This is a genomic window from Aeromonas sp. 3P, assembly GCF_051919745.1.
Taxonomy (GTDB): domain Bacteria; phylum Pseudomonadota; class Gammaproteobacteria; order Enterobacterales; family Aeromonadaceae; genus Aeromonas; species Aeromonas veronii.
The window spans coordinates 4,217,076-4,243,894 of record NZ_JBQBED010000001.1; the positions used below are offsets into that span (position 1 = coordinate 4,217,076).

The following is a 26,819-nucleotide window of genomic DNA, read 5'->3' on the forward strand; positions in this document are numbered from 1 at the left end:
GAAACATCACACCGCTGACGCCGGATTGCTGCCATTTCAGCCAGTTTGGCGCTCTGTGTGAGTGCTGGGCTGAGGAGGGGAGAGGCCAGAAGGGAGCAAGGGAAAGGCAAGGAGAGAGGTGAAGGGAGAGACGAGGAAGAGTGCTTATCGACCACTATTTCTCGGGGGGCGATATTGGGAAATACGGCCCGCCAGCTATCCCCAAAAACAAGAGGCCACCCCGTGGGGTGGCCTCTTTTATGGTCTAGGAGCCGCGATGGCGAGGGGGCACTCAGGCCGCCTTGGCCAGAGTTACCTCATCACTCTTTTTGACCCGCAGTTTTTTCAGGGCAACCGCCACCACGCCGGTGACGATGGCACCGCAGATCATGCAGAGCAGCGCCAGCAGCGGCTTGTTGACCGCACCCAGCAGGGCCACGATGGGGCCACCGTGGGCAACGCTGTTGGTGATGCCAAACAGGAAGGCCATCACGGCGGCGGTCATGCTGCCCAGAATGTTGGCCGGGATAACGGCCAGCGGGTCACGGGCGGCGAACGGAATCGCCCCTTCGGAGATACCCACCAGACCCATGGCACCGGCGGCTTTGCCCGCTTCGATTTCAGAGGCATCGAAGATACCGAGCTTGCGACCGAGTACGGTAGCCAGCGACATGCCAAGGGGCGCGGCCGGGATGGCGCAGGCCATGGCACCCATAAACTGGGTCTGACCGGAGGCGATCATGCCGACCGAGAACAGGAATGCCACCTTGTTGACCGGGCCACCCATATCAAAGCCGGCCATACCACCCAGCACGATACCCAGCAGCACCAGACTGCCACCGCTCATGGAGAGCAGCATGGCGTTGAGGCCGGTCATCATGTCGGCAATCGGGGCGCCGATGATGAAGATAAATACCGCAGCGATAAACAGGGAACCGACGATGGGGGCGATCAGGATCGGCACCAGCGGTTGCACCATCTTGTGGTACTGACGGGTCGCAATCCAGCGCACCAGATAGCCGACCAGGAGGCCCGCAATGATGGCACCGATAAAGCCGGTACCGGCATCCGCGCCGTAGAAGCTGCCGTTGTTGGCGATCCAGCCACCGATAAAGCCCGGTGCCAGCGCCGGACGATCACCGATGGCGTAGGCGATATAACCCGCCAGAATGGGGATCATCAGGGTGAAGGCGGCCACGCCCACGTTGAGGATCTGGTTCCACATGCTCCCTTCCGGGATCTGCATGCCGCTCGGGGTCGGGTTGCCGCCGATGGCCAGTGCCAGCGCAATCAACAGACCACCGGTCACCACGAACGGGATCATGTGAGAGACGCCGTTCATCAGGTAGCGATAGAGATCGGAACTGCCGCCTGCGCTCTTCTCCTCACCTTTTTTATCTTCTTTGCCAGCCACATAGGAGGGGGCTTTCAGGGCCTGCTCGATCAGACCCTTGCCATCCTTGATGGGGGCCTTCACGCCTGTCTTGATGAGCGGCTTGCCGTTGAAGCGGGCCATATCCACCTGCTTGTCACAGGCGACCACGATGGCGGTGGCGCGGGCGATCTCGTCCGCGGTCGGGCTGTTCTTGACGCCGATGGAACCGTTGGTCTCCACCTTCACCTCATAACCGAGCTCCTTGGCGGCACGCTCCAGCGATTCGGCCGCCAGATAGGTGTGGGCGATTCCGGCCGGGCAGCCGGTGACACCGATGATAAAGCCTTTGCTGGTGGTCGGGGCCGCGCTCTGCTCTTCTTTCTTGGCCAGCAGCAGCGCCAGCGCATCGGCCGGAGTTTTCGCCGCCAGCAGCTTGGCGATAAAGCCCTCTTCGATCAGCTTGCCGGAGAGCTCGGCCAGCACCTCGATATGGTGGTTGGCGCCGCCATCGGGGGAGGCGATCATAAAGAAAATATGGGATGGCTTGCCATCTTCGGCGCCGTACTCGATGCCATTGCGGCTGATGCCGATGGCGACCGCCGGGTTGCATACCGCCGCACTCTTGGCGTGGGGCAGGGCCACGCCCTCTTCAAAGCCGGTGTTGCCCAGCTCTTCGCGGGCCCACAGATCCTTGATAAAGGCCTGCTCGTCGCTGACTTTGCCTTGCGACGCCAGCAGGCGGGCCATTTCGGTGAAGACCTCTTCCTTACGCGTCGCTTTCAAATCGAGGTTGATCAGATGTTCATTGATCAAGGTGGTGATCATGGCGCTCTCCCCGCTTCCGGTGACGGAAGCTATGCGTGAGTACGTATCGACGTACTGGATAAAAATGACCTGTTCATTATCGTGGCTCGCTCGCCCCCTCCCTATCGGACAAATGTGCTAATCACTGGATTTTTGTGCGCAGTAAAACGCGATGTGATGAAGATCCCGTTTTCAGGCAGGACTCACCATTTTCAGGTTATTGCTAATTTTGTCTTTAAAAACAAATAAATGGATTGTGACTGGTCTCGTAACCAGGTTTGTAATGCATCATGTCAATAAATTAATCACCAGCGGGGTCTGGATTTATATGTGGTTTTAAGGCGTTATAAGATGTGACCTTTCTCACAAAAAGTCGCAGTTTCGTCGGGCGGATTAGGATTTTTATGCGCCTGATGGCGGAGGCCAATTGGATTGGCAGAGCGAACGCAGAGGGGGATGGGAGACGTAGGGTGCAATGAACAGAGTGAATTGCACCGCCTGTTTGGGCTGGGAGGGTGGTAGCAAGAGAGGGGATGGCCGAAAAGATAGAGGTGATAATGCGAACGTTCGAATACGCTCCGCTATTCGAACCTATGTGCTGATATTAGGTCTCTTGCGAGATTGCGAGATTGCGAGAAACGCCGCTTTATTCTTTGAGCCCATAGCCCTGAGTTTGCGTACAAGAGATCTTAAAATTTGACTCCCTTTAATGCTATCGATAGGCATAAAAATAGAAGTGCCAAGACAATAGGTATGGCCATGAGCAGATACAAGATTGCCAGCTTTATAGTATGAAGAAGTGGTGAAGGGGGCGGTTGAACAGTGTATTTTTTGAATAAAAAAACTCCGTAGAATGAGCCAGTGCACCAAAAAAAGAGCAATAACTTAAGATGTAAATCACTTCCATAGTCTGAAAATCCTTTAATTAATAATAATGCACAGGCATGCATGATTAAACTTGAGAAAAATATCTTATTAGAGACGTTCATAAGGAGTGGTTCCGTAGGGTGCAATAAACGAAGTGCATTGCACCGCAGTTTGCTCACAGAAAATGTGATGGCTCGAAGGTAGAGGTGGTGACGCAAATGTCCGAATATGTTTCGCTATTCGAACCTACGGGTTATCTTGAATCGTTTTTATGAGCGTAAGCTGGTTTTTATCAACAATGTAATAGTTCGTGTAATAAACAAATTTTTTTCCGTCTTGACTGTTTTCAACTTTAACCGTTGTGAGAAGGCGGCTATCAATTTGGGGAGATTCTATCCATTCTCCCACACGGGTATCAGACTCATCATTTACATCATATGAGCTATAAGCATTAAATACCGTATCAAGTACCTTTCCCGTGCGTTTGTTGACAAGAACTTGATCATAACAACCTGATGAACCACATCCCCAGCCTGTCAGTACATATTCACCAGCATATACTGGTTTTTGTGACAAGGCCGCGGTAAGTCGGGTGCGGAATGTTCTGGCCAATTCAGAGTCTAGTGAAAGCTTGGCTGGCTTACCTTTATATACAGGGGGGGCCGGGTAGTCCTCTGTCCGAGGTGGTACTTGAGAGCCGGTATCACTACCAAATGAGATTTGACTGGATAACCCGAGGAAACAAAAAAAGTAAATCACACGTGCTTTCATAATGTTTTGTCTTGATATTTAAAGTTGTAGTACCGTAGGTTGAGATCAGCAAATTTAATTGCGATGCTTTGTGGTAAAAAATTATAGAGGCCGGAATGTGGATTTTTTAAAAGATTTTAGAAGTCACTTTTATAGGCTTTTTGTAGGAAAATTTGCATAGCGACTATCGGCAACGATTCGGTCATGTCGTTTGACAAAAGCAACTAATTTTTCTGAGTTTTCAGCATATGAATTTAGCCATAACTGGATTGCTTTTTTTATTCTGAAATCAAGTGTAGTAGTCGTAGGGGAAAATTAACGAAGTGAATTGCACCGCTTGTTTGGTTAGAAAGTGTTGAGGCGGAAGGTAGTGTTTATTACGCGAGTGTCTGAATATTCTTACGGGTATAAGACTTTATATATGTGTAAATATTCTAATTCCCATCTGATTCATTCACTTCTATCTCAAAAGTATTTGGGTTAATGTGTGCATAATTTATTTTACAATTTATTCGTGGATTGCCTCTTATAATTGAAAGGAGAGTGTTGCGCTTAAGTTCATCCATTTTACAACCTATGGTAATTGTCTTTATGGCTTCTGGCGGGATAGTTACTAGAGACTGTTCTGGCACAAAAAGCCTAAACTCTCTTTCGTATTCCCATTCAGATGATTTTAATGTGGTTAGTGTGCCAATTCCTAGTGAACTGTGATCTCTTTGAATATTTTTTAGTGTATTGAATAGCAGTTCTTCTGCGCCATATTTCTTCAGTTTTCCGTATTGTATTGTGCTATAACCGACCTTGTTACCAATCTCTTTAGATATACCTTCGATTAAGGTCAGAGTGTCGTACTCAATACAAAACCCTCTTAACCCATTGGCATAATGTGACTACATTAACCTATTTTTTATAGCAAGTTTATTTTTTTCAATATTATCTTTGGCAAAGCATGTCATTCGTGAGTTTTTTACTAAGTCAGATAGTCTTTTTTTTGCAAAACTCAAGGTTGAATATATTGTATTGATATAATGGCTTTCTAATTGATTGTTAATTTTTAATTGAAGTAACGCCTCTTCAATTTTATATTGAGGAAGGTGTTCTTTGTGCAGCATTTTGTAAAATTCAATGGCTTTTGTTTGATTATAGCTATCAATGTCAACATTAAGAACATTCTCAATAAAAACATCCTCAAATGGATCATTAAAGTCTTTGTAATTACTGAACCATAAGTAATTATTTGCAAGGGCGTCTAAGTCATGAGGGTTATAGGGGAAGAATTTATAAATTAAATTCGTACCAATCATTTTTGATGATTCCTTCTTATTACTTGATATATCTCTCATAGCACAGGAGTTTAGACAAGCCTTGGTTGCATAAAAACTCTGGTAGATTACTGAGGTGCATAAAACGTAATCAGACGATCGCGAGGGATATATCACTAGATCCATTTCTTGCAGACACGCTACCGCCCGTGGATTACAGCCTCCAGCCTGCTGCGGTTATCCGGCGATGTGGTGGATGGCGAAACGGCTGCACAGGGTGATCTCTGCAAGAGTGGTTGCCAAGTGAGGCATATTAATCGAGAGAGGGGCAGGGTAAAACCGCAGTCGGGCAAAAACCTGCCAAAGATCAATAAATTGCTCACTAAGTGGGTGTTATCTGCCCGCTTGGCACGGCGACCGCAAGCTGAGCTTCACCTCTTGCCGGGTACTACCGACACTCAATACTCCAGAAACTTCTCCCCGCACCGCTCACAAATTAGATGTTTTACATGGGTGGTCTGGTAGGCCAGTGTTTCACCAAACGCCCAGTTGGTGATGCTGCTGGAAGTAAAGGCTTGCCAGAAGGCTTTGCGCGGATCCTTGGGCATGATGTCCTGGCTGTGATCGCGGGCGACCAGCACCACGATATGGCGGGTACGCTCGCCGCATTTGTCACAGCGATGGATTTCAGTTGGCGGATTTTGGTCGTGCGGGTGGCTCATAAATGGGCTCGTGAAGTGAGGCAGGCGCCCATCATATTCCTCTCCACTTGGCTCTCAATCTCTCCTTGCCGGCGCAGTGAGCGGCCTCACGTTTTGCGCTGCTGCAGGCTTGCCCAGCCAGTTCAGACCGACTCCCGCTTCTGCGGTTTGCTGGTGAGCGGTGATGATATGGCGGGTGGGGTGAGCTCGGGCTTGTCCAGCCAGCTCAGGCTGATTCTCGCTTCTGCAAGTTGGGGGTGATGATATGGCGGTTGGGGGCGAGCTCGGGTTGCTGCATCCGGGTCAGCAGTCGTTTTGCCGCCTGACGGCCGATTTCGCGGGCCGGTGAGCTGACGAAAGTGAGTGCGGGGGAGGTGAGTTCGGCCTCCGCCACATCGTCAAAGCCGAGCAGGGCCACCTGCTGGCCGATGTAGTTGTCCTTGCCCACGGTGCGGCCGCTCGCCTCGACGCCATAGATGGCGCCGAGCGCCACCTCGGGGTAGTGGCAGAGCACGGCGGTCACCTTGGGGTGCTGGTGCAGCAGCTGGGCGATGGTGTCGGCGGCGCTGCGCTGGGTGCGCTCGCACTCCAGTACCCACTCCGGTTTGAAGGGGAGGCCATATTGCAGCAGGCTGGCGCAGTAGCCGCCGATCCGCTCGGCACGGGTGAGGGAGTCGGCCCGTCCGCCGACGTAGGCGATATGGCGGTGGCCCTGTTCGATCAGGTAGGTGGTGGCCTGCTTGGCGGCGTGGGTATTGTCGGGGCCGATAAAGTCCACGTCATCGCGATAGTAGGAGCGGGCGGCGCACACCACCGGCAGCTCGGAATCGAGCAGGGTCTCCAGGGTTTTGGCCGCCGCGCCGCGCACCGGATTGAAGATGATGCCCGCCACCCCCTGCCGTGACAGGGAGTGGATGCTCTGCTGCAGCCGCTTCGGGCTGTGGCCGCACTGGGTCAGAAACAGCAGATAGCCCTGCTGCTCCAGCACCTCGCTCACCCCGGCGGTCACCTCGGTATAGAAGGGGTCGGTGATGTCGCGCAGGATCAGCCCCACCAGGTTGGATTGCTGGCTGCGCAGGTTGGCGGCGGCGCTGTTGGGCACATAGTCGAGCTCTTTTATCGCCTGCTGCACCCGCTCGGCGGTGGCCGGCGAGATGCGCCCCTTGCCGTTGAGCACCATGGAGACGGTGGTGACCGACACTCCCGCCCGCTGGGCGACATCGGTGATCTTGGTGGCTTTGGCAGAGAGGGATTTGGGCGACATAGGGCGAATGGACGACGGACAGTTGAGAGCGAGGCTCAAGCATACCTGCTCATATGCCCAAGTGAAACGTTACATCACCATCTGGCCGATCCGGCTCACAAATTTGGATCCTGCTGCCAGCCAGCCCCCTTATTCTGTGATCCTGTCGGCACTTGTAAATTGATAAAACGTTTTATCATCCAGCAAAACCTGATGCTGACCCGCGCCTTTTGCTTCGAGATTGCGTCGAGATTGCCTCGAGCGGGGGAGGGCAGCCGCAGATATTGCTGTCTATTCACAAGGAGCCGTTTCATGGCCAAGCCTCAAGCCAAATCCACCATCTGGGAGTTCCTGCAGAGCCTCGGCAAGACCTTTATGTTGCCGGTCGCCCTGCTGGCCTTCTCGGGCATCCTGCTCGGTGTCGGCAGCTCGCTCACCAGCGATGCGGTCAAGCAGAGCATGCCCTTCCTCGACAATACCGTGCTGCAACTGCTGTTCCTCTGGATGACCAAGGTGGGGCTGGTGGCCTTTATCTATCTGCCGGTGATGTTTGCGGTGGCCATTCCGCTCGGGCTGGCGCGAGAAGAGAAGGGGGTCGCGGCCTTTGCCGGTTTCGTCGGCTATGCGGCGCTCAACCTCTCCATCAACTTCTACCTGACCGTGGCCAACGTCATCGGTGACGCAGCGGCGGAGAAGGCCTACGGGGTGAAATCGATCCTCGGTATCAGCTCCATCGACACCGGGATTCTGGGGGCCATCATCGTCGGGGTGATCGTCGCCAAACTGCACGCCCGTTTCTACACCTACAAGATGCCCGATGCGCTCGCCTTCTTCGGCGGCGCTCGCTTCGTGCCCATCATCACTGTATTGGTGCTGGGTGTAGTCGGTCTGGTCGTGCCGTTCGCCTGGCCCTGGTTTGCCGCCGGCATTAACGGTATCGGGGCGCTCATCTCCCACGCCGGCCCCTTTGGCCCCTTTCTGTTCGGTACCGGTGAGCGCCTGCTGCTGCCACTCGGCCTGCACCACATTCTGGTGGCGTTGATCCGCTTTACCGAAGCGGGCGGCACCCAGCTGGTATGCGGTCACGAGGTGAGCGGCGCCCTCAATATCTTCTACGCCGAGCTCTCCTGCGCCGACACTTCCGGCTTCTCGGTCTCTGCCACCTCCTTCCTCTCGCAGGGCAAGATGCCTGCCTTCCTCGGCGGCCTGCCGGGCGCGGCGCTCGCCATGTATCACTGCGCTCGCCCGGAAAATCGTGGCAAGATCAAGGCGCTGCTGGTCTCCGGCGTGGTGGCCTGCGTCATCGGCGGCATCACCGAGCCACTGGAGTTCCTGTTCCTGTTCGTGGCACCGGTGCTCTACGTTATTCACGCCATCCTGACCGGTCTGGGCTTTATGACCATGGGGCTGCTCGGCGTCACCATCGGCAACACTGACGGCAACCTCATCGATTTTCTGGTGTTCGGCGTGCTGCAAGGCACCGCTACCAAGTGGTATCTGGTGCCGGTCGCGGCCGCTATCTGGTTTGCCATCTACTACAGCGTGTTCCGCTTCGCCATCGTGCGCTTTAACCTGAAAACCCCTGGTCGTGAAAAAGAGAGCCGCGAAATCGAGACCAGCGAGGCTGCCCAGCCCGCAGGCAAGAAGGCAGGCAACAGCGGTTACAACGGTGAAATCATCCTCAATGCGCTGGGCGGCGCTGATAACATCCTCGCGCTCGATAACTGCATCACCCGCCTGCGGATGTCGGTGCAGGACATGAGCCGGGTCGATGACAAGGTATTGAAAGCGAACGGCGCCATCGGGGTGATCAAGCTCGACGAGCACAACTTGCAGGTGGTGATCGGCCCGCAGGTGCATCTGGTGAAAAACCAGCTGCAGAGCCTGATGGGGGCCTGAACTGGCCAATAAGATCCGAACGGGGGGCGTAAGCCCCCCTTGTTTGCCTCTCCCAATATGTCTCCTGTTTATGGAGGGAGAAACTTCATGCACGATATTTATGACTTCGACCATGTGGTCGACCGCCACGGCACCTACTGCACCCAATGGGACTATGTAGCCGACCGTTTTGGCCATGCCGATCTGCTCCCCTTTACCATCTCCGACATGGATTTCGAGACCGCTCCCTGCATTCGCCAGACCCTGGCAACTCGCCTGGAGCACGGGGTATTTGGCTACAGCCGCTGGAATCACGATGACTTTAAAGGGGCGGTGAGCAACTGGTTTGCCCACCGCTACGGCGCGAGCCTCGACCCCGAGACGCTGGTCTACGGCCCCTCGGTCATCTATGTGATTGCCCAGCTGGTGAGCCTCTGGTCGGCGCCGGGGGAAGGAGTGCTGGTGCATACCCCCGCCTACGATGCCTTCGGCAATATGCTGGCTGCCAACGACAGGGTGCTGCTGCCATGCCCGCTCAAAAAGTCAGAGGGGAGTTACCAGATCGACTGGCAATGTTTCGAGCAGCAAGCCGCTCGTCCCGATTGCCGGATTTTGCTGCTTTGCAGCCCCCACAACCCCACCGGGCGGGTCTGGACGCGGGATGAACTCGGCCGGATGGCTGCCATCTGCCAGCGCCACGGGGTCAAGGTCATCTCGGACGACATCCATATGGATGTGAGCTTTGCCCGCTATCTGCCGTGGAGCGAGGTGGCACCGGACGATCAATGGGCGCTGGTGAACTCGGGCTCCAAATCCTTCAATATTCCCGCCCTTGGCGGCGCCTACGCCTTTATCGCCAACGCAGAAGCGCGGGCCGCCTATCTGCAGCGGCTCAAGGCGGCCCATGGTCTTTCATCACCGCCCATTCTCGGGGTGCTGGCCCATATCAGTGCCTATCGCGATGGCGCTGCCTGGCTCGATGCCCTGAAAAGCTATCTGCACGGCAACCTCGACCATGTGGCGGCGCGGCTCAACGCCGCTTTCCCCGCCATCGACTATCGGGTGCCCGAGGGAACCTATCTCGCCTGGATTGACCTGCGCGGTCTTGGCATCGACTCCACCAAACGGATGGATGCGCTGCAAACCGTGCTGGTGGAGAAATACCGGGTCGCCATCATGCGCGGCGACACCTACGGCCCGGAAGGCACAGGCTATATCCGCCTCAACGTCGGCTGCCCGCGCTCGAAGGTTGACCAGGGGCTCGACGCCCTGATCGGCGCGCTGGGGGAGGTGGTTTAACACAGTGCCCCTTGCCAATGCTGGCAAGGGGCACTGAACCATAAGATACCTGTTTACATACAGCGAACGGCTTTCTGCCGTGCGATGATATAGTCTCCCAGCGAGGCGTAACCATCCACCCCCTGCGGGGCTGCGCTTGGGTTATGGCGCAGATTATCTTGGTAGGCTGTCAGCGCTTGAGCCAGGGATGAACAAGTACTTTTTTGATCCTGCAGTTCCTGATAGACAGAGGCTTTTAGTAGCTGCACATTGCTCAGCTTGTCGTAAGCGGTTGTTGTATTTAGCTGAGTGGCGGCCTGATCCAGATATGCTGCAGCCTTGATTGTCCTGTTTTGCAGGTTGACTGTCTGATCTATAAATCCTTGTTCTTTATAGTGTTCTGCCCAAGTAGAACCAACGGAAGAAGATAGGAGTAGCAGGGCATATTCTCTATCTGCCATGGCATGGCAAACCGCGTCTTCCTTGCAAAGGTTTCTGGCTTCGACGATAAGTTTTTCTGCAGCGGTTGCCCGCCCATGTTCAATCAGCACATCTGCTTGGGCCAGATTTTGCCAAGGGTCGTTGCTTTTTACGACGCCAGCAGCAGAACAACCACATAGCAGAAGGGCGATAGCGGAAAGTCCGATTTTTTCCATATCTAATTCTTCCTTGGCATGATTCATATCAGTTTGTAACTCGAGGTTGTATTGTTTGCGGACACGACTAATTGAAAGCAAGTATCTATTGCCAAGAGTGTGATTTATAAGCCTCTTTCGCGTTGTGTCTGATGGCAATACGGTACGGGTTTACGATGATAATCGAGTTGCTCGTCACGTCGGCGCACGTGTCGCTCGATTGCAACTTTTGATGGAGCTGGCGTGCATGACCTTGCTCTCCGGATTGCTCTCTATTCCGCGCCCAAAACAAAACCGCCCCGGAGATCCGGGGCGGTTTTTTATTTTGCGATACCGAGATGAGCCGTGGACGACACAAGGGCTCAGCGATAGCGGCCGCGTACCGAGCTGCTGGCGCGGCCAGCCATCTTGATCAGGCTCTGGCGGGTGTGCAGGTGGCAGAGCGCGACGCCGAGGGCATCTGCTGCATCCGCCTGCGGGGTGGCGGAGAGTTTCAGCAGATGGGTCACCATATGCTGCACCTGCTCCTTGGCAGCGCCGCCGGTGCCCACCACTGCCTGCTTGATCTGGGTGGCGGAGTATTCGCTCACCGGCAGGTAGGCATTGACCGCGGCGACGATGGCGCTGCCCCGGGCCTGCCCCAGTTTCAGGGCCGAGTCGGCGTTGCGGGCCATAAAGACCCGCTCGATGGCAAACTCGGTGGGCTTGAACTGGGTGATGATCTCGCATACCCCGTCATAAACCTGCTTGAGGCGCTCCGGCAGCTCGCCGCAATCGGTGCGGATGCAGCCAGAGCCCAAGTATTCGGCCTTGCCGCCCACGACCCGGATAACCCCGTATCCGGTGATCCGCGAACCCGGATCGATGCCCAAAATAATGCTCATGGGTGTTGATTGCTCTAAACGCGAGTGATGGCCGCCAAGATAGCAAACTCCGGCCTGCTTGGCTGTACGCAGGATGTGCGAACGGTCAGTGCGTGGCGATTGCCATAAAAAAAGGCCCCGAAAGGGGCCTTTTTGATTATCGCTTGTCAGGCGGCGTGATGGATGGGGCTGGCCTGCGCCATTCCCTCCAGCTCGCCCGGGGCGAAGTTGTCTACCTGAATCGCTTCGTAGCGCAGGGCATCGGCGGCCAGCAGCTTGTCTGCCTCGTCCTTGCTCAGTACCGATTTGGCCAACGCTGCTTCCACCAGTTCCGGCAGCGCCAGTTTGCGGGGCAGTTTGCCCTCTTTCTGGGCCTGCACCAGTTTCTTCTCGTAGGGCTGCACGGCGACCATGGCCTGGAAGGCACGCTCCATCAGACCAACCGGGTCCGCCTCGTCTTTGCCGACGTAGCAGAGGGCGGTCAGACGGTCGCGGAACTCGCCCGGCTTCATCATGGCCAGACAGATGGCGTGGCAACGATCGTCGGCCGGCATCTTGTAACCGACGCCGAACGGGAACACCACGCGCTTGAGTACGGCACCCACCACCTTGTTCGGGAAGTTCTGGAAGAAGCCCTCGAACGCCTTGCCAATCAGGTAGAGGTTGCGCTCCACCGCGTACTGCACGAACGGCAGATCGGAGACCATACGGCCCTGATCCTCGTAGTGTTTGAGGGTGGCGGAGGCCAGATAGAGGTGGCTTAGCACGTCACCCAGACGGGCGGAGATCATCTCCTTGCGCTTGAGATCGCCACCCAGCATCAGCATGGAGACGTCGGCGCACAGGGCCAGCCCTTTACTCATGCGGGAGAGCTGCTTGTAGTAGCGAGCGGTTTCACCGGCTACCGGCGCTCTGTTGAATTGACCCAGAGTCAGCCCCTGGAACAGTGAACCGAAGAAGTTGCCGGCGCCAAAGGCGATGTGTTTCATCAGCAGGGCGTCAAACTTCTCGAGACCGCGCTCCACGTCGGTGTCAGCCGCTGCTTCCAGCTCGGCAAAGACGTACGGGTGGCAGCGGGTAGCCCCTTGCCCGAAGATCATCAGGTTGCGGGTCAGGATGTTGGCCCCTTCCACCGTGATGGCGACCGGAATCCCCATGTAGGCGTAGCCGGTGTAGTTTTTCGGGCCCAGCTGGATGGCACGACCGGCGTGGATATCCATGGAGTCATCCATGATCTGGCGCGCCATCTCGGTCATGTGGTACTTGGAAATCGCGGTGACGATGGCCGGTGCCTGACCCAAGTCCAGCGAACCGGCGGTCATACGACGGGCCCCTTCCAGCTGATAGGTGAGGCCGCCAATGCGAGCCAGCGCCTCTTGCACCCCTTCAAACTTGCCGATGGACATGCCGAACTGCTTGCGCACGTAGGAGTAGGCACCCACGGTGCGGCTCGCCATGTGACCGCAAGCGGTGCCAAGGGCAGGTAGCGAGATGCCGCGACCGGCGGAGAGGCACTCCACCAGCATGCGCCAGCCACGGCCAGCGTAATCCGGGCCGCCGATGATCCAGTCGAGCGGGATGAACACATCCTTGCCGAAGGTCGGGCCGTTCAGGAACGCCAGACCCATGGGGTAGTGGCGATCGCCGACGCGCACGCCCGGGTGGCTGGTGGGGATGAGCGCGCAGGTGATACCGAGCTCCTCCTTGTCACCCAGCAGTCTTTCCGGGTCATAGAGTTTGAACGCCAGCCCCAGCACAGTAGCGCGGGGCGCCAGGGTGATGTAGCGCTTGTTCCAGTTGAGGCGAATACCCAGCACCTCTTCACCCTTGTGCATCCCTTTGCAGACGATCCCCTTGTCAGGAATGGCGCCCGCATCGGAGCCCGCTTCCGGCCCGGTCAGGGCGAAGCAGGGCACCTCTTTGCCATTGGCCAGCCCCGGCAGCCAGAAATCTTTCTGGGCCTGGGTGCCGTAGTGCATCAGCAGCTCACCCGGGCCGAGAGAGTTCGGTACCATGACTGTGACCGCCACGCTCAGACTCTTGGTGGCAATGCGGGTGACGATGGTGGAGTTGGCAATCGCCGAGAACTCGCGGCCGCCGTAGGATTTCGGGATGATCAGGGAGAAGAAGCCTTCCTTCTTCAGATAGTCCCACACCGGTTCCGGCAGGTCTTTGGTTTCGTTGACGATCTTGAAGTCGTCAACCATGGCGAGCAGGGTTTCGACCTGATTGTCGATAAAGGCCTGCTCCTCTGCGGTCAGCTCGGCCTTGCCGTAGCCGTGCAGTTTTTTCCAGTCGGGGTTGCCGCGAAACAACTCGCCATCCCACCAGACGGAGCCGGCCTCCATGGCCTCCCGCTCGGTAGCTGACAAGGGCGGCAATATCTTTTTGAAGATGCCGAACACCGGACGGGTTACCACCTTTTTACGGATGGAGGGCACGCCGAGCACAACGGCTATCGCCAGCACCAGCAGGACAAGCAATGTGATCATACCGAAGTTCCTTCTATTTCACTGTTTCCGTTGATTTATTGTTGGTTGTTACACGGCCAGGGAGAGCCTGGTCGACTCCACGGGCGCCCCGACTCCGGACGCCAGATAAGGAATAACGTTGCGCACCAGCCCTTCCACATCGAGCTGCTGGCCAAAGTCGGCCAGGGCGATGTCGCGCAGGGCATCGGCAGAGGCCATGGTGAATACGACGGTGCCCAGAGTGAAGTGCAGGCGCCAGAAGAGATCCGCTGGCGACAGGGCCGGATTGGCCTTGGAGATGGCCTGGGTGATACGCATCAGAATAGGGCCGTAGTGGGCGGTGATAAAGCGGCGCAGGTGGCCCTGGCTGTCGATATAGCCGCGCCCCAGCAGCTGCATGAAGATGGCCGGGCCGTTGGCCCGCACCGCGGATAGCTTCATCAGCGGCTCGACGAAGCTTTCAAAGAGTTGCAGCAGGGTCAGCTGCTCCTGCTCCATCAGCACCCGCAGGCGGGCATCGAGATCGGGCATAAACAGGCTCAGATAGCGGTCGAGCACCGCCTGGATCAGCTCCTTCTTGGAGCCGAAGTGATAGTTCACGGAAGCCAGATTGACGTCGGCCTCGCTGGTGATCAGACGCAAAGAGGTATCGGCGAATCCCCGCTCGGCAAACAGCACTTCAGCGGCGTCGAGAATACGGTTTTTGGTATCGATTTTACTCACTGGACACCTCACTTAAACGAATGTTTAAAAAGTACGTTTCATAACGTGAAGTGTCAAGAGAATGTGAATGAGTGTTAGCGGAATGTTTTTCGATGAAAAAAGCAAAGTGGGCGGAACTTAGTCAAAAAGCAGGACTCTATATCTATGCCACTGCAATTAAACATTAAGTCTCGCCCAACCTGCACCATGCTAGTTGGGCCTTTTTTTGCGCGTTTGTTACCGGTTTGCGGCTTGCAGGCAAAAAAAACCGCCGCAGGGCGCGACGGTGGGGAAAGTGAGTTCGCGTCATCCTGACGGCAAACTGTCGATGCGAGTTCAGGCATGTATCGACGGGGGCAGTATGCCAGCCAGAGCCCCTCAGACTATGTCAGCTTCGCGGTATTTTGTGACAAAGTGTGGCAAGCACTGGCGTGGCCCAAGCTGCCGCTCTTTGCTATGCTGCCCTTTCAAAATATGAGGGGAGAGAAGATGAAGTACCCGGTCGATACCCACACTCACACCATTGCCAGCACCCATGCCTACAGCACCATCCACGACTATCTGCCGATAGCCAGGGCCAAGGGGATCAAGCTGTTCGCCACCACGGATCATGGCCCCGAGATGGCCGATGCCCCTCATGTCTGGCACTTTGCCAACTTGCCGATATTGCCAAGAGTGGTGGAAGGGGTGGGGATCCTGCGGGGTATCGAGGCCAACATCAAAAACCTCGACGGGGAGATCGATTTCCCAGAGCGTTATGAGTCGCGCCTCGACATGATCATGGCGGGTTTTCATGAGCAGGTATTCCCTCCCTGCGATCAGGCAACCCATACCCAGGCGATGATCAACGCCATCAAGAGCGGTCGGGTCGACATGATCAGCCACCCGGGTAACCCCGCATTTCCCATCGACATTCAGGTTGTGGTCAAGGCGGCGGCGGACTATCGGGTAGCGCTGGAGATCAACAATTCCTCCTTCATTCATTCCCGCCCGGGGAGCGAAGGCAACTGCCGTGCCATAGTCGAAGCTGCGCGAGATCTGGGGGCCTATCTCACCTTCGGCTCCGATTCCCACGTGGCATTTACTCTTGGCGATTTTGACCACTGCCATCGTCTGGTGACCGAAGCGGGCTTCCCGCAAGAGCGGATCCTGGTGCGCTCCCCCCGCGCCCTGCTCGAATTTCTCGAAAGCCGCGGCCGTGCCCATATCCCCGAGTTTGTCGATCTGTAAATCGGGCTCTAACACCATGAGCCAACTCATAAAATCGAGCTGGCTCAATTGACTTGCCGGTTATTTTTTATGAATGTGGAGAGCAACAAGCCGGTATAGCTCAGTTGGTAGAGCAGCGCATTCGTAATGCGAAGGTCAGGAGTTCGATTCCCCTTATCGGCACCATATAAAACAAAGGGTTAGCTTCTCATCGAAGCTAACCCTTTGTGCTTTTGGGCTGGTGGCCCCTTCTCATCCCCCTCTTTTGCGCTTGCAAAGCCAAGGGGGAAGGGTTGGCAGGCCAGACACCCGGTAGGTGGCCACTCAGGTGGTAACCAAGCGGCGCTCGCTATTCCCCTCAGGTCACCTCGGGTTCTGGCTTGGCCGGTTCCGCCTGCATGGTGTGTTGCTCTCCTTGCCTCGGGCACTCCAGCTTGTCGATGCGCACCGCTGCCACCTTGAACTCGGGGATTTTGGCGTGAGGGTCGGTTGCATTGATGGTGAGCCGGTTGGCCGGAGCTTCGGCGAAGTGGAACGGGATAAAGACTACACCCGGTTGCATCCGTTTGGTGACGAAGGCGGGCAGTTCGATATGGCCGCGGCGACTGGTGACTTTCACCTGCTCGCTGTTGCTGATCCCCAACCGCTGCGCATCCACCACGCTCATCATCACCCGCGGCCCGGCCAGCTTGTCGAGCCCCTTGGTCTTGCGGGTCATGGTGCCGGTGTGGAACTGCTCCAGCAGGCGGCCGGTGGTGAGCACGATGGGATAGGTCTCATCGGGCAGTTCGGCGGCATAGCGGAACGGGGTCGCGACCATCTCCCCCTTGCCACGGGTGAACTGCTTGCCGTGGAGCAGGCGAGTGCCTTCGGGCGCCGCGTCGTTGCAGGGCCACTGTAGCCCTTGTGCTCCCACCTTGTCCCACTGGATGCCGGCGTATTGCGGGGTGACTTGGCAGATCTCGGCGGTGATCTCCTGGGCGTTCTGATAGCGCCAGTCGCCGCCCATTGCATTGGCAATCTGCTGGATGATCCACCAGTCCTCTCGTGCTTCCCCCGGCGCCTTGAGGGCGGGGGAGATGCGCTGTACCCGCCGCTCGGTATTGGTGAAGTGGCCGCTTTTCTCGGCAAAGGAGCAGGAGGGGAGCACCACATCGGCTAGCTGGGCAGTTTCCGAGAGGAAGATATCCTGCACCACCAGAAACTCCAGCTGCTTGAGCCCCTCGATGACATGGTGCTGATCCGGATCGCTCAGCACCGGGTTTTCCCCCATCACATAGAGCCCCTTGATGTTGCCCGCACAGGCGGCATCGATGGTCTCGGTAAGAGTGAGGCCGAGCGTACGCGGCAAGTTCGGCTGCTGCCAGGCGGCGGCGAAGCGGGCATGAACCTCGGGGTTGGCCACCTTCTGATAGCCGGGCAGGCAGTTGGGCAGCGCCCCCATGTCACAGGCGCCCTGCACGTTGGATTGGCCCCGCAGCGGGTTGATGCCGCCCCCTTCGATGCCGATGTTGCCGCACAGCAGTTGCAGGTTGGCGATGGCCCGTACGTTGTCGTGGCCGGTGGTGTGCTGAGTGATCCCCATGGAGTAGTAGATGGCAGTGCGCTCGGCGGTGCCGATGAGGCGGGCGAGCTCAATCACCTGCTCGGCCGGTACGCCGGTGACGAGGGCGACCTTGTCCGGTGCATAGGCGGGGGAGAGCACCTCCGCTTGCAGCGCCTCGAACCCTTCCACCCGCTCGGCGATATAGGCCTTGTCGTGCCACTCGTTCTTTATGATCTGCTGCATAAGGCCGTTGAGCAGCATCACGTCGGTGCCGGGGCGGTGGGCCAGATAGAGGCTGGCGTGGTCCGCCATCTCGATCCGCTTGGGATCGGCCACCACCAGCCGCGCCTTGCCCGTGATGACGGCCCGCTTGATATGGGAGCCGATGATGGGGTGGGCTGCCGAGGTGTCGGAGCCGATGATGAAGATGAGATCCGAGTGATCAATGCTCGGGATGTCGTTGGTCATGGCGCCACTGCCGAGTGACGCCTCCAGCCCGGTGACGGTGGAGGCGTGGCAGAGCCGCGCGCAGTGATCCACGTTGTTGGTGCCCAGCTCCCGGCGCATGAACTTCTGGAACAGGTAGTTCTCTTCGTTGGTGGTTTTGGCCGAAGAAAAGCCCGCCAGTGCATCGCTGCCATAGCGCTGGCGCAGGGCGGTGAAACGCTCGGCGACCAGGGCGATGGCCTCCTGCCAGCTGGCGGGTTCCAGCTCGCCATTTTTGCGGATAAGCGGGGTCGTGAGGCGCTCCTTGCTCTGGATAAAGTCAAAGCCGAAGCGCCCCTTGACGCAGAGCAGCCCCTGATTGACTGGCGAGTTGCGGTTCCCCTCCACATAGCGGATGCGGTTGCGCGACTCATCGACATAGAGGGTGACGCCGCAGCCGACCCCGCAGTAGGTGCAGATGGTATTGACCGGCGTGAGCAGCTCGGTGCGCCCCTGCGACTTGTCGCGGGCATCCACCAGGGCGCCGGTGGGGCAGACCTGTACGCAGGCGCCGCACTGCACGCAGTGGGAGTCGCCCATTGCCAGCCCGCTGTCGAACTGCGGCCGGTTCGAGAGGGTGCCATCGTTGTTTTTGGCAAAGCGCAGCACCCCTTGTACCGCCTGTTCGCCACAGGTCTGCACGCACTGGCCACAGCCGATGCAGCGGTTTGCATCGAACACGATAAATTCGCTGCTGTTATCCACTGCAAACTTCTGGCACTGGCTGGTATCGAGAGCGCTCTGCTCGACCTTGTATTCGGTGGCGTAGTCGCGCAGTGCACAATCGGTGTTGGCCTGACAGCCGCACTCGAGGCAGCGGCTGGCTTCGCTGCGGGCATCGGCATCACTCAAACCACGCTCCACCTCGGCAAAGCTGCCCTCCCGCTCGGTGTTTGACAGATGAGGCATGATGGTGCGGGCGACTTTTTTCAGGTGAGCAAACTGGGCGGGATCCACCTGCTTGAGTGTGGGAGCCTTGCAGGCGTTGAAGGGGCGAACCGGATCGACCATGTCACCGTGAAGGAACTGATCGATGGCCAGCGCGGCCTTGCGACCATCGGCGACCGCCTCGATGGCGGTGGCTGGCCCGCGGCGCAGATCGCCGATGGCGAACAGGTTGCCGTGGCCGCTGTGCATGGTCTCGGGGTGGGACTCTAAAGTCTGCCAGCGGGTGAAGGGGAGGGTGAGGGATTCCCCTTCCATAAAGCTGAGATCCGGCTGCTGTGACACCGCCGCAATCACGGTATCAAACTCTTCAAGGAAGAACTCGCCGGTGGGCTCCGGGCGGCGGCGACCGGAGGCGTCCGGCTCGCCGAGAGCCATCTTCTCGAGGCGCACCTGACAGACGCGACCACAGCTATCCGGCAGATTCTCAACCGGATTGGTGAGCATCAAAAAGCGCACCCCTTCGTGCTCCGCCTCGTCGATTTCGTACGCTTCGGCGGGCATCTCGGCGCGGGTGCGGCGATAGATAAGGGTGGTTTCAGCCCCCAGCCTGACCGCCGTGCGGGCGCAGTCGATGGCGGTATTACCACCCCCGATCACCGCAACCCTCTTGCCGGTGGTGAGCCGCTTGGCCAGCATCCGATCCTTGAGGTAATCGACCCCTAGATAACAACCCGCCAGGGTGCTGCTCGGGTAATCCATCGGCACCGCCTTGGAAGCGCCAACCGCCAGACAGACCGCATCATAGTCGCGGTACAGCGCCGAGAGGGTGATCTGGTGGCCCAGTCGCTGCCTGGTGTGGATCCGCATGCCACTCTGGCACATCAATGCAATCTCCTGATCGAGGATCGCCTTGGGCAGCCGGTATTCGGGGATGCCGTAGCGCAGCCAGCCACCCGCTTCGGGCATCGCCTCGAACAGATCGACCTCGAACCCCTCGTAACCCAGATAGTAACCGCAGGTGAGGCCGCCCGGGCCGCTGCCGATAATGGCCACCCGCTTGCCCTTGGCGGGCTTCTTTGCCGGTTGATAGGGGGCAATCTCGGCCAGATCGAGATCGGCGGCATGGCGCTTGAGCTGACGAATGGCCAGCGGTTCATCTACCAAGGCGCGGCGGCACTGTGCCTCACAAAAAGCGGGGCAAACCCGGCCAATGGAGAGGGGCATCGGCAGGGTCTGCTTGATGACGGCCATGGCCGCCTCGTGCTCCCCCATGGCGATGTGGTGCAGATAGGATTGAATGTCCACCCCGGCCGGACAGGCGCGCTGGCAGGGGGCTTCGCAATCGGCGTAGTGATCTGCGAGGATGCGGCCGAGGGCATGCTGGCGGTGGGCGAGCAGGGCATCGCTTTGGCTGGTGATCACCATTCCTGCCTCGGGGCGCGTCTCGCAGGAGCGGCGGATGCCGAGACCGGCAATCTCTACCACGCAGAGGTCGCACGGCGTCTTGGGGCCGCTGGTGTTGTCACCGCACAGGGAGGGGATATCAGTCTGGTGCTGTTTGGCTATCTGGAGCAGGGTTCTGGTCGGGTCAACCGTCAACTGAGCCCCATCGAGGGTGATGGTGATCATGGCGTCATAAACTCGCTTTCAAGGCGCAGAAAATGCTGCATCTGGCGGAGCCAGCAGGGGAAGCGACAGGGAGGCCGCTTGCTATACGCTCACCATAACAAAGATTATTTACAACTTTATTTGATTTTAGACAGCTTGTTGTTCAAAAGGGAAAACGATTTCAGGTTGTCTTGTCTACCTCATCGGCACGGCGCATCGTTGAGAATCATTCCTGTTACAGCAGGCAATTCATTGTCTTATTGTCAGTTTATGCGTCTGGTAGAAGAGAGGCCGCTCTTGCTCGCGGTAGACGTGATCCGCCAGTAGTACCATTTTTGATGCAACTTATTTTGCATCAATGGTGACTCAAGGCATGCGGCGCATACAGAGCAAAGGGGGTGGGTGGCACTCGGTTGGATAAAAGGTTGGTGGATAGGGGGCGGGCATGCGTGAGTGGCGAGCCCGATACAAAGAAAATGGCCACCTTTTCCAAGGTGGCCATTCACGTTGCCGGTCGGTGCCCTGTTGGCCCAAAGGGTTGGTCGCGGGAGGTCAGCCGGATATCAGGGTCGGCAGCCGGGCTTGCCAGATCTGGTGCCAGTGCTGCAGTTCGCTGCGCGGCATCGGGCGGGCAGTAAAGAAGCCCTGACAGATATCGCACCCCAGCTTGGCCAGCAGTTGCCAGGTCTGCACATCTTCCACCCCTTCGGCGACTGATTTCAGCCCCAGCTTGCGGGCCAGCTCGATGCTCGATTCGATGATGGCCAGACGGGAGGGGTCGGCATAGCAGCGATCTACAAAAGATCGATCAAGTTTGAGTTCGGTAAACGGCAGCAGCGCCAGCTGCTGCATCGAGGAGTAGCCGGTACCGAAGTCATCGATGGAGAGGCCAAAGCCGTGCATCCGCAGTCGTGTCAGCACCTCCAGTGCCTTGCCGATATCCTCGACAAACGAGCTTTCTGTCACCTCCAGGGTGATCAGCTCGGGATTGACGCCCCAACGCTGGCACTGGTTGATCAGGAAGTGGCAGAGATCTCCCTCGATCAGCGAGGTGGTTGAGAGGTTCATCGACAGATTGAGGGAGAGGCCGGTCTGGCCCCACAGATGGCAATCCTGCAGTGACTTGTTGATGATGACATCGGTCAGCTGGTCGATAAGGCCGTTGTTTTCCGCCAGCGGGATAAACATGCCGGGGGAGATCAGCCCATATTCCGGATGCTGCCAGCGGGCCAGCGCCTCCATCCCCACCCACTGGCCGGACGCAAAGCCGACCTTGGGTTGATACCAGGGCAGCAACTGGTCGTTGTCGAGGGCGCGTTTGAGCTCGTCCACCGACAGGACGAGGCCATCGTCCTTGCCCGAGGGGGCCGACTTGGGTGCCCAGGAGTCGATCAACTGGCGCAGCCGCTGCGGGCTGGAGGGTTTCTCGATGCGACCCAGCACATGGAGACCATAGGCCGCGCTCATGCGCAGCACAGCCTCCACCACGTCATCTTCCAGCGCGCTGGAGAGGATGATACCGCCCCGAAAGCCACCCAGCGAGAGGCGGCGCAGCAGCGCCATGCCATCCATGCCGGGCATCCGCAGATCGCAGAACAGGATGTCGACAGTGTGGCTCTGGCACAGCGCCAGGGCTTCGATGCCGTCTGCGGCTTCCAGCAGTTGCTGATAACCGAGCGCCCGGATCTGGTGCATCAGGGTCTTGCGTTGAAACCCGTGATCTTCGACCACCATGATGACCAACTCGTCTGCCGTTCTACTCATCGAGCCACAATCCCATTTCACGTTCAATATTGTTCATCTGTTCTTTCACTCTCTGTGTCAGCAGCGCGAGCTCGCTCAACTGTTTGAGGCGGGCCGCCGATTCCAGTTGCGCCGCCTGCTCGGCCAGGGAGAGCTCCCCGACCATTCTGGCTGCCCCTTTGATGCGGTGGGCGATCTCCACCAGCTCCTGGCTATCATCGGAGGAGAGCGCGCTCATCATAGCGTGGCAATCTTTCCGGTTGGAGGCCAGATACTCCCTTGCCATGCTTTTGGCAATCCCTTCATCGCCAAACAGATCTTGCCAGCGACCGATCATGTCGAGATTGATGGCCTGTCGTGCGGGCACTCTCTCTGTGATCGTAGTCGCGGACAACCACCGCAGCAGCATCTGGCGCAGTGACTCCAGCGAATAGGGTTTGCACAGCATGCCGTTCATGCCGGCTGCCGTCATATTGGCTGCCGCCTCCTCCGAGGTATCGGCGGTGACGCCGATGATGGGGGCCTGCTCCCCTTGTTCCCTCAGGCGGCGGGTCAGGGTGTAGCCATCCATGTGCGGCATGTGGCAGTCGGTGATCAGCAGGGCGAAATTCCGGGTTTGCCAGGCGCGCAACGCCTTCTCGCCATCTTCCACTACCTCGCACTCCACTCCCAGAATCGCCAGTTGACGGGTCAGCAGGGCGCGATTAACCAGATGATCATCGGCGACCAGCACCCGCCCGCCCAGTTTTTCGATGCTGGCGGCATGGGTGGTCACGGCTCGCCCGGTGATCAGCTCGCGGCAGCTTTCGAGCAACAGATCCGGATAGAGGGGGGATTGGCCGAGGCGCCACCAGTTCTCCGAGCCCATGCGTCCCCGCAACGCTTCGCGGGGGGAGAGGATGACCCCCTTGAGAGTGCCGGACTGTAGCAAGGTGTGCCATTCGCTCCCCAGACTGGATTCCAGCGCGGCCTCTTCCGCCAACAGCAGGCCGTCGAGATCGGCGGTGAGCTGGTGGATCTCGAGGGGGCTCAACCGGGCGCCGAGCCGTGCCATGGTGGCCTGCAAGGCGGCATCGCTACCCAGCCACCACCATTCGCTGCCCGCCAGTGCGGGTGGTTCCCACAGGACATTGAACAGCGGGATGCTGAAGCGGAAACAGGCTCCTTCACCGAGCAGGCTCTTGACCGTCAGGGTGCCGCCCATCTTCTTCACCAGCTGATCACAGATGGCCAGCCCCAGACCGGTGCCACCAAAGCGGCGATTGATATCGGATTCCACCTGCTCGAACGGGGTAAAGAGCTGCGCTTGCTTCTCTTCGGCGATGCCGATGCCGGTATCTGTCACCGCGATAACCAGCTGCTGGTCCTGATAGCTGGCCTGGATCGAAATGGCGCCCTGCTCGGTGAACTTCACCGCGTTGTTGAGCAGATTGGAAATCACCTGGCCCACTCTCACCGGATCGATATCGGCCAGGTCGGGGAGTTGATCCTCCCACTGGAGCGTGACCTTCAGCCCCTTGCTGTAGGCCAGCGCGGCATGGCCGCGGATCACGTCGCACACCACGGGTTGCAGACGGCAGGATTGGCGATTGAGGTGCAGCTGACCCGCCTCGATTTTGGAAAAGTCGAGGATATCGTTGACCAGATAGAGCAGGTGGTTGGCCGAGCTCTCCACATTGCGCAGCAGATAGCGCTGGTCATCATTGAGCTCGCTCATGCGCAGCAGCTCCAGCATGCCGTGCATGCCCGAGATGGGGGTTCTCAGCTCATGGCTCATGGTGGCCAGAAAACGGCTGCGAGCCTGCATCGCCTGCTCGGCCGCGGCACGCGCCTCGCGCAGCTCATGCTCCTGTTGCTTGATGGCGGTGATGTCCTGCACCACGCCGTTGAGCAGGCGATCATGGCCCTGTTGCGCCACAAAGTTGCCGCGGATCTGGATATAGCGCTCCCCCTGAACAGAGGGCACCAGCACCTCCATATCGAGCGGCTCAAGGGTTTGCGCATGTTTGGCCACTTTATCGATAAAGGTTGCCATAGCCTCATCGTTCAAGCCGAGGATCACGCCGCCAGACTCGGCTGCCATCAACTCTTGGTGGGTCATCCCGAGAATGTCGCTGGCCCCTTGGGACAGATAGAGGAATTTCCCCTTGCCGGCCCCTTGCCAGAGATATTGATAGACCAGACCCGGCATGCTGTCGGTGATGTCCCGCAGCCTGCCCTCCACTTCCCGCACCTTGTTTTCGGCGGCCTTGAGGGCACTGACATCGGTCAATACCGTCAGCACCCCCTGAATCGCGCCGTCTGCTGCGCGATAGGGCAACTTGACGTAGACCACGTGAAGGGGAACATCCCCCTCGCGCTGGGTATAACCCGATCCTTCGAAGATCTGGCCGGTTTCCCAGACCGCACGCTCCTCGCGCAGCATCTGTTGCCGCTCGTCCGCGGTCATATAGCCCCAGCGATCACCTTCTTCCCCATCACCGACAAACAGCTCGCGGTATGCCCGGTTGCTGAGGGTCAGGCGATGATCGCGATCCCGCAGCGCCACCATATTGGGCAGGGAGTCGAGTAGGGTCTGGACGAACACCAACTGTTCATTGAGCGTCTTCTCGGCCCGTTGTCGCTGCACGATCTCCCGTTTCAGAGTGCGGTTCCAGACCCAGAACAGGGCAAACAGCAGAGTGGCAGCCGTGCCACCTATTACGAACCAGAGCAGCACTGTTTCGCTGTTGATGCCGGTCTGCACACTCATGGAGAGCCAGCGCCTCTCCACTTTATTGAGCTCCTCCGGCGGTATCGAATAGAGCACCTTGGTAAGGATCCGCTGCAGCATGGGATCTTTGCGCGTGGCCATGGCGACCGGCAGGCGCAAGTCTTTGCCGGCATAGACCACCTGATAGCGTTCGCTCACCCGCTTGTTGATGGATGGAAGGGTGACCATCACGTAGTCGGCATCGCCCGTGTCCAGCAGCTCCAGCAAGCGGTTGTCATTGTTGACCTCTACCGGATGGGCGCCGATGTGGGTCAGTAGATCTTTATCCAGCGAGCCATGCACCATGCCGACCCGTTTCCCTCGCAGCAGTGAGAGATCGGTGATATCGGCACTGCGTTTGGGGGCAATAACGACCCGATCGACAAACAGATAGCCGGGGGTGAACAGCGCAAACTGGCCGCGGTCGTGGTTGGGGGATATGGCCGGAATAAAATCGATCTGTCGCAGCTTCAGCATATTCTGGGTTTCACCCCAGCTATTGGTGCGAACCAGAGAGAACTTTAGCCCAGAGACTTGCTGCATCAGCGTCATCAGGTCCGCCACATAACCGACCAGCCTGCCCCGGTAATTGAATTCGCTCATGGAGGTCCAGTCCGGAGAGACGCCGTAAGTCAGCTCAGGATGCTGGTTGAGCCACTCCTGCTCCTCAGGGGTAAACTGCACAGACTTTACCGCTCCTGAGTCCGCATGTTGGCTAGTCGTGGTAGCTGCCAGCATATGACGACGATCTTCAACCGGTATCTCGTTGAATGCCTTGCTCACCAGGCTGACCAGTGCCGGGTCGCTCTGGTTCATATTGATGGAGAGAGACGTGCCGCTTACCCATTCCGGAGTGGCAATGGTGAAGCCAGCCTTGGGGTGCTGATCTTTCACCATCACCAGTGACGGCATGTCAGCAAGATAGGCGTCAGCCATGCGCTTTTTGAGCATAAAGGCCGCTTCGCTGCGACTCTCGGCCTCGGTCACACGGGGAAATCCCAGTTTTTTCAATTCACTGCAGGCATTGACTCCCGTGACACAGATCCAGTGCAAACCATGGGCATCCTGTCGTGACAACTTCGTTTTGCCATTGTTGAGCAGCACGCCGCGCGGCATGGAGAGCAAAAACGGGAGGGAGACAATATTGGATCGCCATTGTTCGCTTGGCTGGTCGTTCACCAGTATGTCGATTGCTCCGTGGTCAAGTCCGGACAGTGCATCCACGTAGGAGGGGTAAACCTTGTAGCGCAGGGTCAACCCGAGCGTTCTGGCAATCTGCTGCGCAATATCGGGGACTGGGCCGGTAAAGCGTTGATCTGCATCCTTATAGCTGTATGGAGGGTCACCCATCATCGGCATGCCGATGACCAACTCCTGGTGTGATGACAGCCAGGCGCGCTCAGACAGATCAAATTCGTCTTCATTCAGACTGGTAATGGCGTGCGCCGCCACGCCCCAGAGCAGTAGCAGGAGAAACAGGAATAGACGATCACATTGGCGGAGCATCAGAAGGAATCCAACAGAATTGGGCGCATATTGTAAGTGCATTAAAATGCAGCGGCCAACATCAATTTACTCAATATTGGGCCACGACATGCCGATGTGCGGCTGTGAGTCCGTCTAGTACCGGGATGGCAACCTGATGATAAAGCCTGCGCGGTGATGCGCCTGATTTTTTTTGCCAAAGGCCAGTTCAAGGGGGATATTGGAAAAAAATCCAACCAGTTTGATATCGGTAAACAACATGGACATGGACAAATAAAAAGGGCCGCCTCTTGC

The 26,819-nt window shown here is 57.7% G+C and carries 15 protein-coding genes, 1 tRNA gene and 1 pseudogene; 4 read left to right on the forward strand and 13 right to left on the reverse strand.

Annotation, left to right across the window (positions count from 1 at the left end):
• Nucleotides 1-271: 271 nt before the first annotated feature.
• From ACTG19_RS19625 to ACTG19_RS19650, 6 genes and pseudogenes are all read right to left on the reverse strand, one after another.
• Nucleotides 272-2,179, reverse strand: a complete 1,908-nt coding sequence (locus tag ACTG19_RS19625) for a PTS fructose transporter subunit IIABC (RefSeq protein ID WP_113740753.1) — start codon at nt 2,177-2,179, stop codon at nt 272-274.
• Between the two features lie 1,092 nt (nt 2,180-3,271).
• Nucleotides 3,272-3,796: a hypothetical protein gene (locus ACTG19_RS19630; RefSeq protein WP_162628484.1), complete on the reverse strand. Its 525-nt coding sequence runs from the start codon at nt 3,794-3,796 to the stop codon at nt 3,272-3,274.
• Between the two features lie 413 nt (nt 3,797-4,209).
• A pseudogene (locus ACTG19_RS19635) lies at nt 4,210-4,653 on the reverse strand (DUF2971 domain-containing protein); the annotation flags it as partial.
• Between the two features lie 12 nt (nt 4,654-4,665).
• Complete coding sequence (locus ACTG19_RS19640; RefSeq protein WP_439989444.1) at nt 4,666-5,079, reverse strand: hypothetical protein; 414 nt, start codon at nt 5,077-5,079, stop codon at nt 4,666-4,668.
• 416 nt (nt 5,080-5,495) lie between these two features.
• Nucleotides 5,496-5,759: a hypothetical protein gene (locus tag ACTG19_RS19645; RefSeq protein WP_113740728.1), complete on the reverse strand. Its 264-nt coding sequence runs from the start codon at nt 5,757-5,759 to the stop codon at nt 5,496-5,498.
• A gap of 205 nt (nt 5,760-5,964) precedes the next feature.
• The gene (locus ACTG19_RS19650) at nt 5,965-7,002 is read right to left on the reverse strand and encodes a Mal regulon transcriptional regulator MalI (RefSeq protein ID WP_113740727.1); all 1,038 of its coding nucleotides are present in this window, start codon (nt 7,000-7,002) and stop codon (nt 5,965-5,967) included.
• Nucleotides 7,003-7,293: 291 nt separating this feature from the next.
• On the opposite strand from ACTG19_RS19650, the gene malX reads away from it, so the two are divergent.
• A complete protein-coding gene (gene malX, locus ACTG19_RS19655) occupies nt 7,294-8,880 on the forward strand; it encodes a maltose/glucose-specific PTS transporter subunit IIBC (RefSeq protein ID WP_421316211.1) in 1,587 nt (528 codons plus the stop codon).
• An 87-nt stretch (nt 8,881-8,967) separates the two neighbouring features.
• The gene (locus tag ACTG19_RS19660; RefSeq protein WP_439989445.1) at nt 8,968-10,158 is read left to right on the forward strand and encodes a MalY/PatB family protein; all 1,191 of its coding nucleotides are present in this window, start codon (nt 8,968-8,970) and stop codon (nt 10,156-10,158) included.
• A 53-nt stretch (nt 10,159-10,211) separates the two neighbouring features.
• On the opposite strand, the gene ACTG19_RS19665 is transcribed toward ACTG19_RS19660, so the two are convergent.
• From ACTG19_RS19665 to ACTG19_RS19680, 4 genes are all read right to left on the reverse strand, one after another.
• Nucleotides 10,212-10,793, reverse strand: a complete 582-nt coding sequence (locus ACTG19_RS19665; RefSeq protein WP_113740723.1) for a hypothetical protein — start codon at nt 10,791-10,793, stop codon at nt 10,212-10,214.
• A gap of 341 nt (nt 10,794-11,134) precedes the next feature.
• Complete coding sequence (gene ruvC / locus ACTG19_RS19670; RefSeq protein WP_005334512.1) at nt 11,135-11,656, reverse strand: crossover junction endodeoxyribonuclease RuvC; 522 nt, start codon at nt 11,654-11,656, stop codon at nt 11,135-11,137.
• 146 nt (nt 11,657-11,802) lie between these two features.
• Nucleotides 11,803-14,127, reverse strand: a complete 2,325-nt coding sequence (locus tag ACTG19_RS19675) for an acyl-CoA dehydrogenase (protein ID WP_439989446.1) — start codon at nt 14,125-14,127, stop codon at nt 11,803-11,805.
• Between the two features lie 48 nt (nt 14,128-14,175).
• Nucleotides 14,176-14,829, reverse strand: coding sequence for a TetR/AcrR family transcriptional regulator (locus ACTG19_RS19680; RefSeq protein ID WP_042020647.1), 654 nt, complete (start codon nt 14,827-14,829; stop codon nt 14,176-14,178).
• Nucleotides 14,830-15,297: 468 nt separating this feature from the next.
• Here ACTG19_RS19680 and ACTG19_RS19685 point away from each other — a divergent pair, with 468 nt between their 5' ends.
• Nucleotides 15,298-16,038, forward strand: coding sequence for a phosphatase (locus ACTG19_RS19685; RefSeq protein ID WP_113740729.1), 741 nt, complete (start codon nt 15,298-15,300; stop codon nt 16,036-16,038).
• Nucleotides 16,039-16,127: 89 nt separating this feature from the next.
• Nucleotides 16,128-16,203: transfer RNA gene (locus ACTG19_RS19690), tRNA-Thr, on the forward strand.
• Between the two features lie 172 nt (nt 16,204-16,375).
• Here the strand turns inward: ACTG19_RS19690 and fdhF are convergent.
• The 3 genes from fdhF to ACTG19_RS19705 form a co-directional block, all read right to left on the reverse strand.
• Nucleotides 16,376-20,566 carry a formate dehydrogenase subunit alpha gene (fdhF, locus tag ACTG19_RS19695; RefSeq protein ID WP_439989447.1) on the reverse strand — a complete coding sequence of 1,397 codons (4,191 nt, stop codon included), beginning with the start codon at nt 20,564-20,566 and terminating at the stop codon, nt 16,376-16,378.
• A 531-nt stretch (nt 20,567-21,097) separates the two neighbouring features.
• Nucleotides 21,098-22,309, reverse strand: coding sequence for an EAL domain-containing response regulator (locus ACTG19_RS19700; RefSeq protein ID WP_005353540.1), 1,212 nt, complete (start codon nt 22,307-22,309; stop codon nt 21,098-21,100).
• Complete coding sequence (locus ACTG19_RS19705; protein ID WP_439989448.1) at nt 22,302-26,546, reverse strand: ATP-binding protein; 4,245 nt, start codon at nt 26,544-26,546, stop codon at nt 22,302-22,304. Before ACTG19_RS19705 ends, ACTG19_RS19700 begins: the two co-directional genes overlap by 8 nt.
• Between the last annotated feature and the right edge of the window lie 273 nt (nt 26,547-26,819).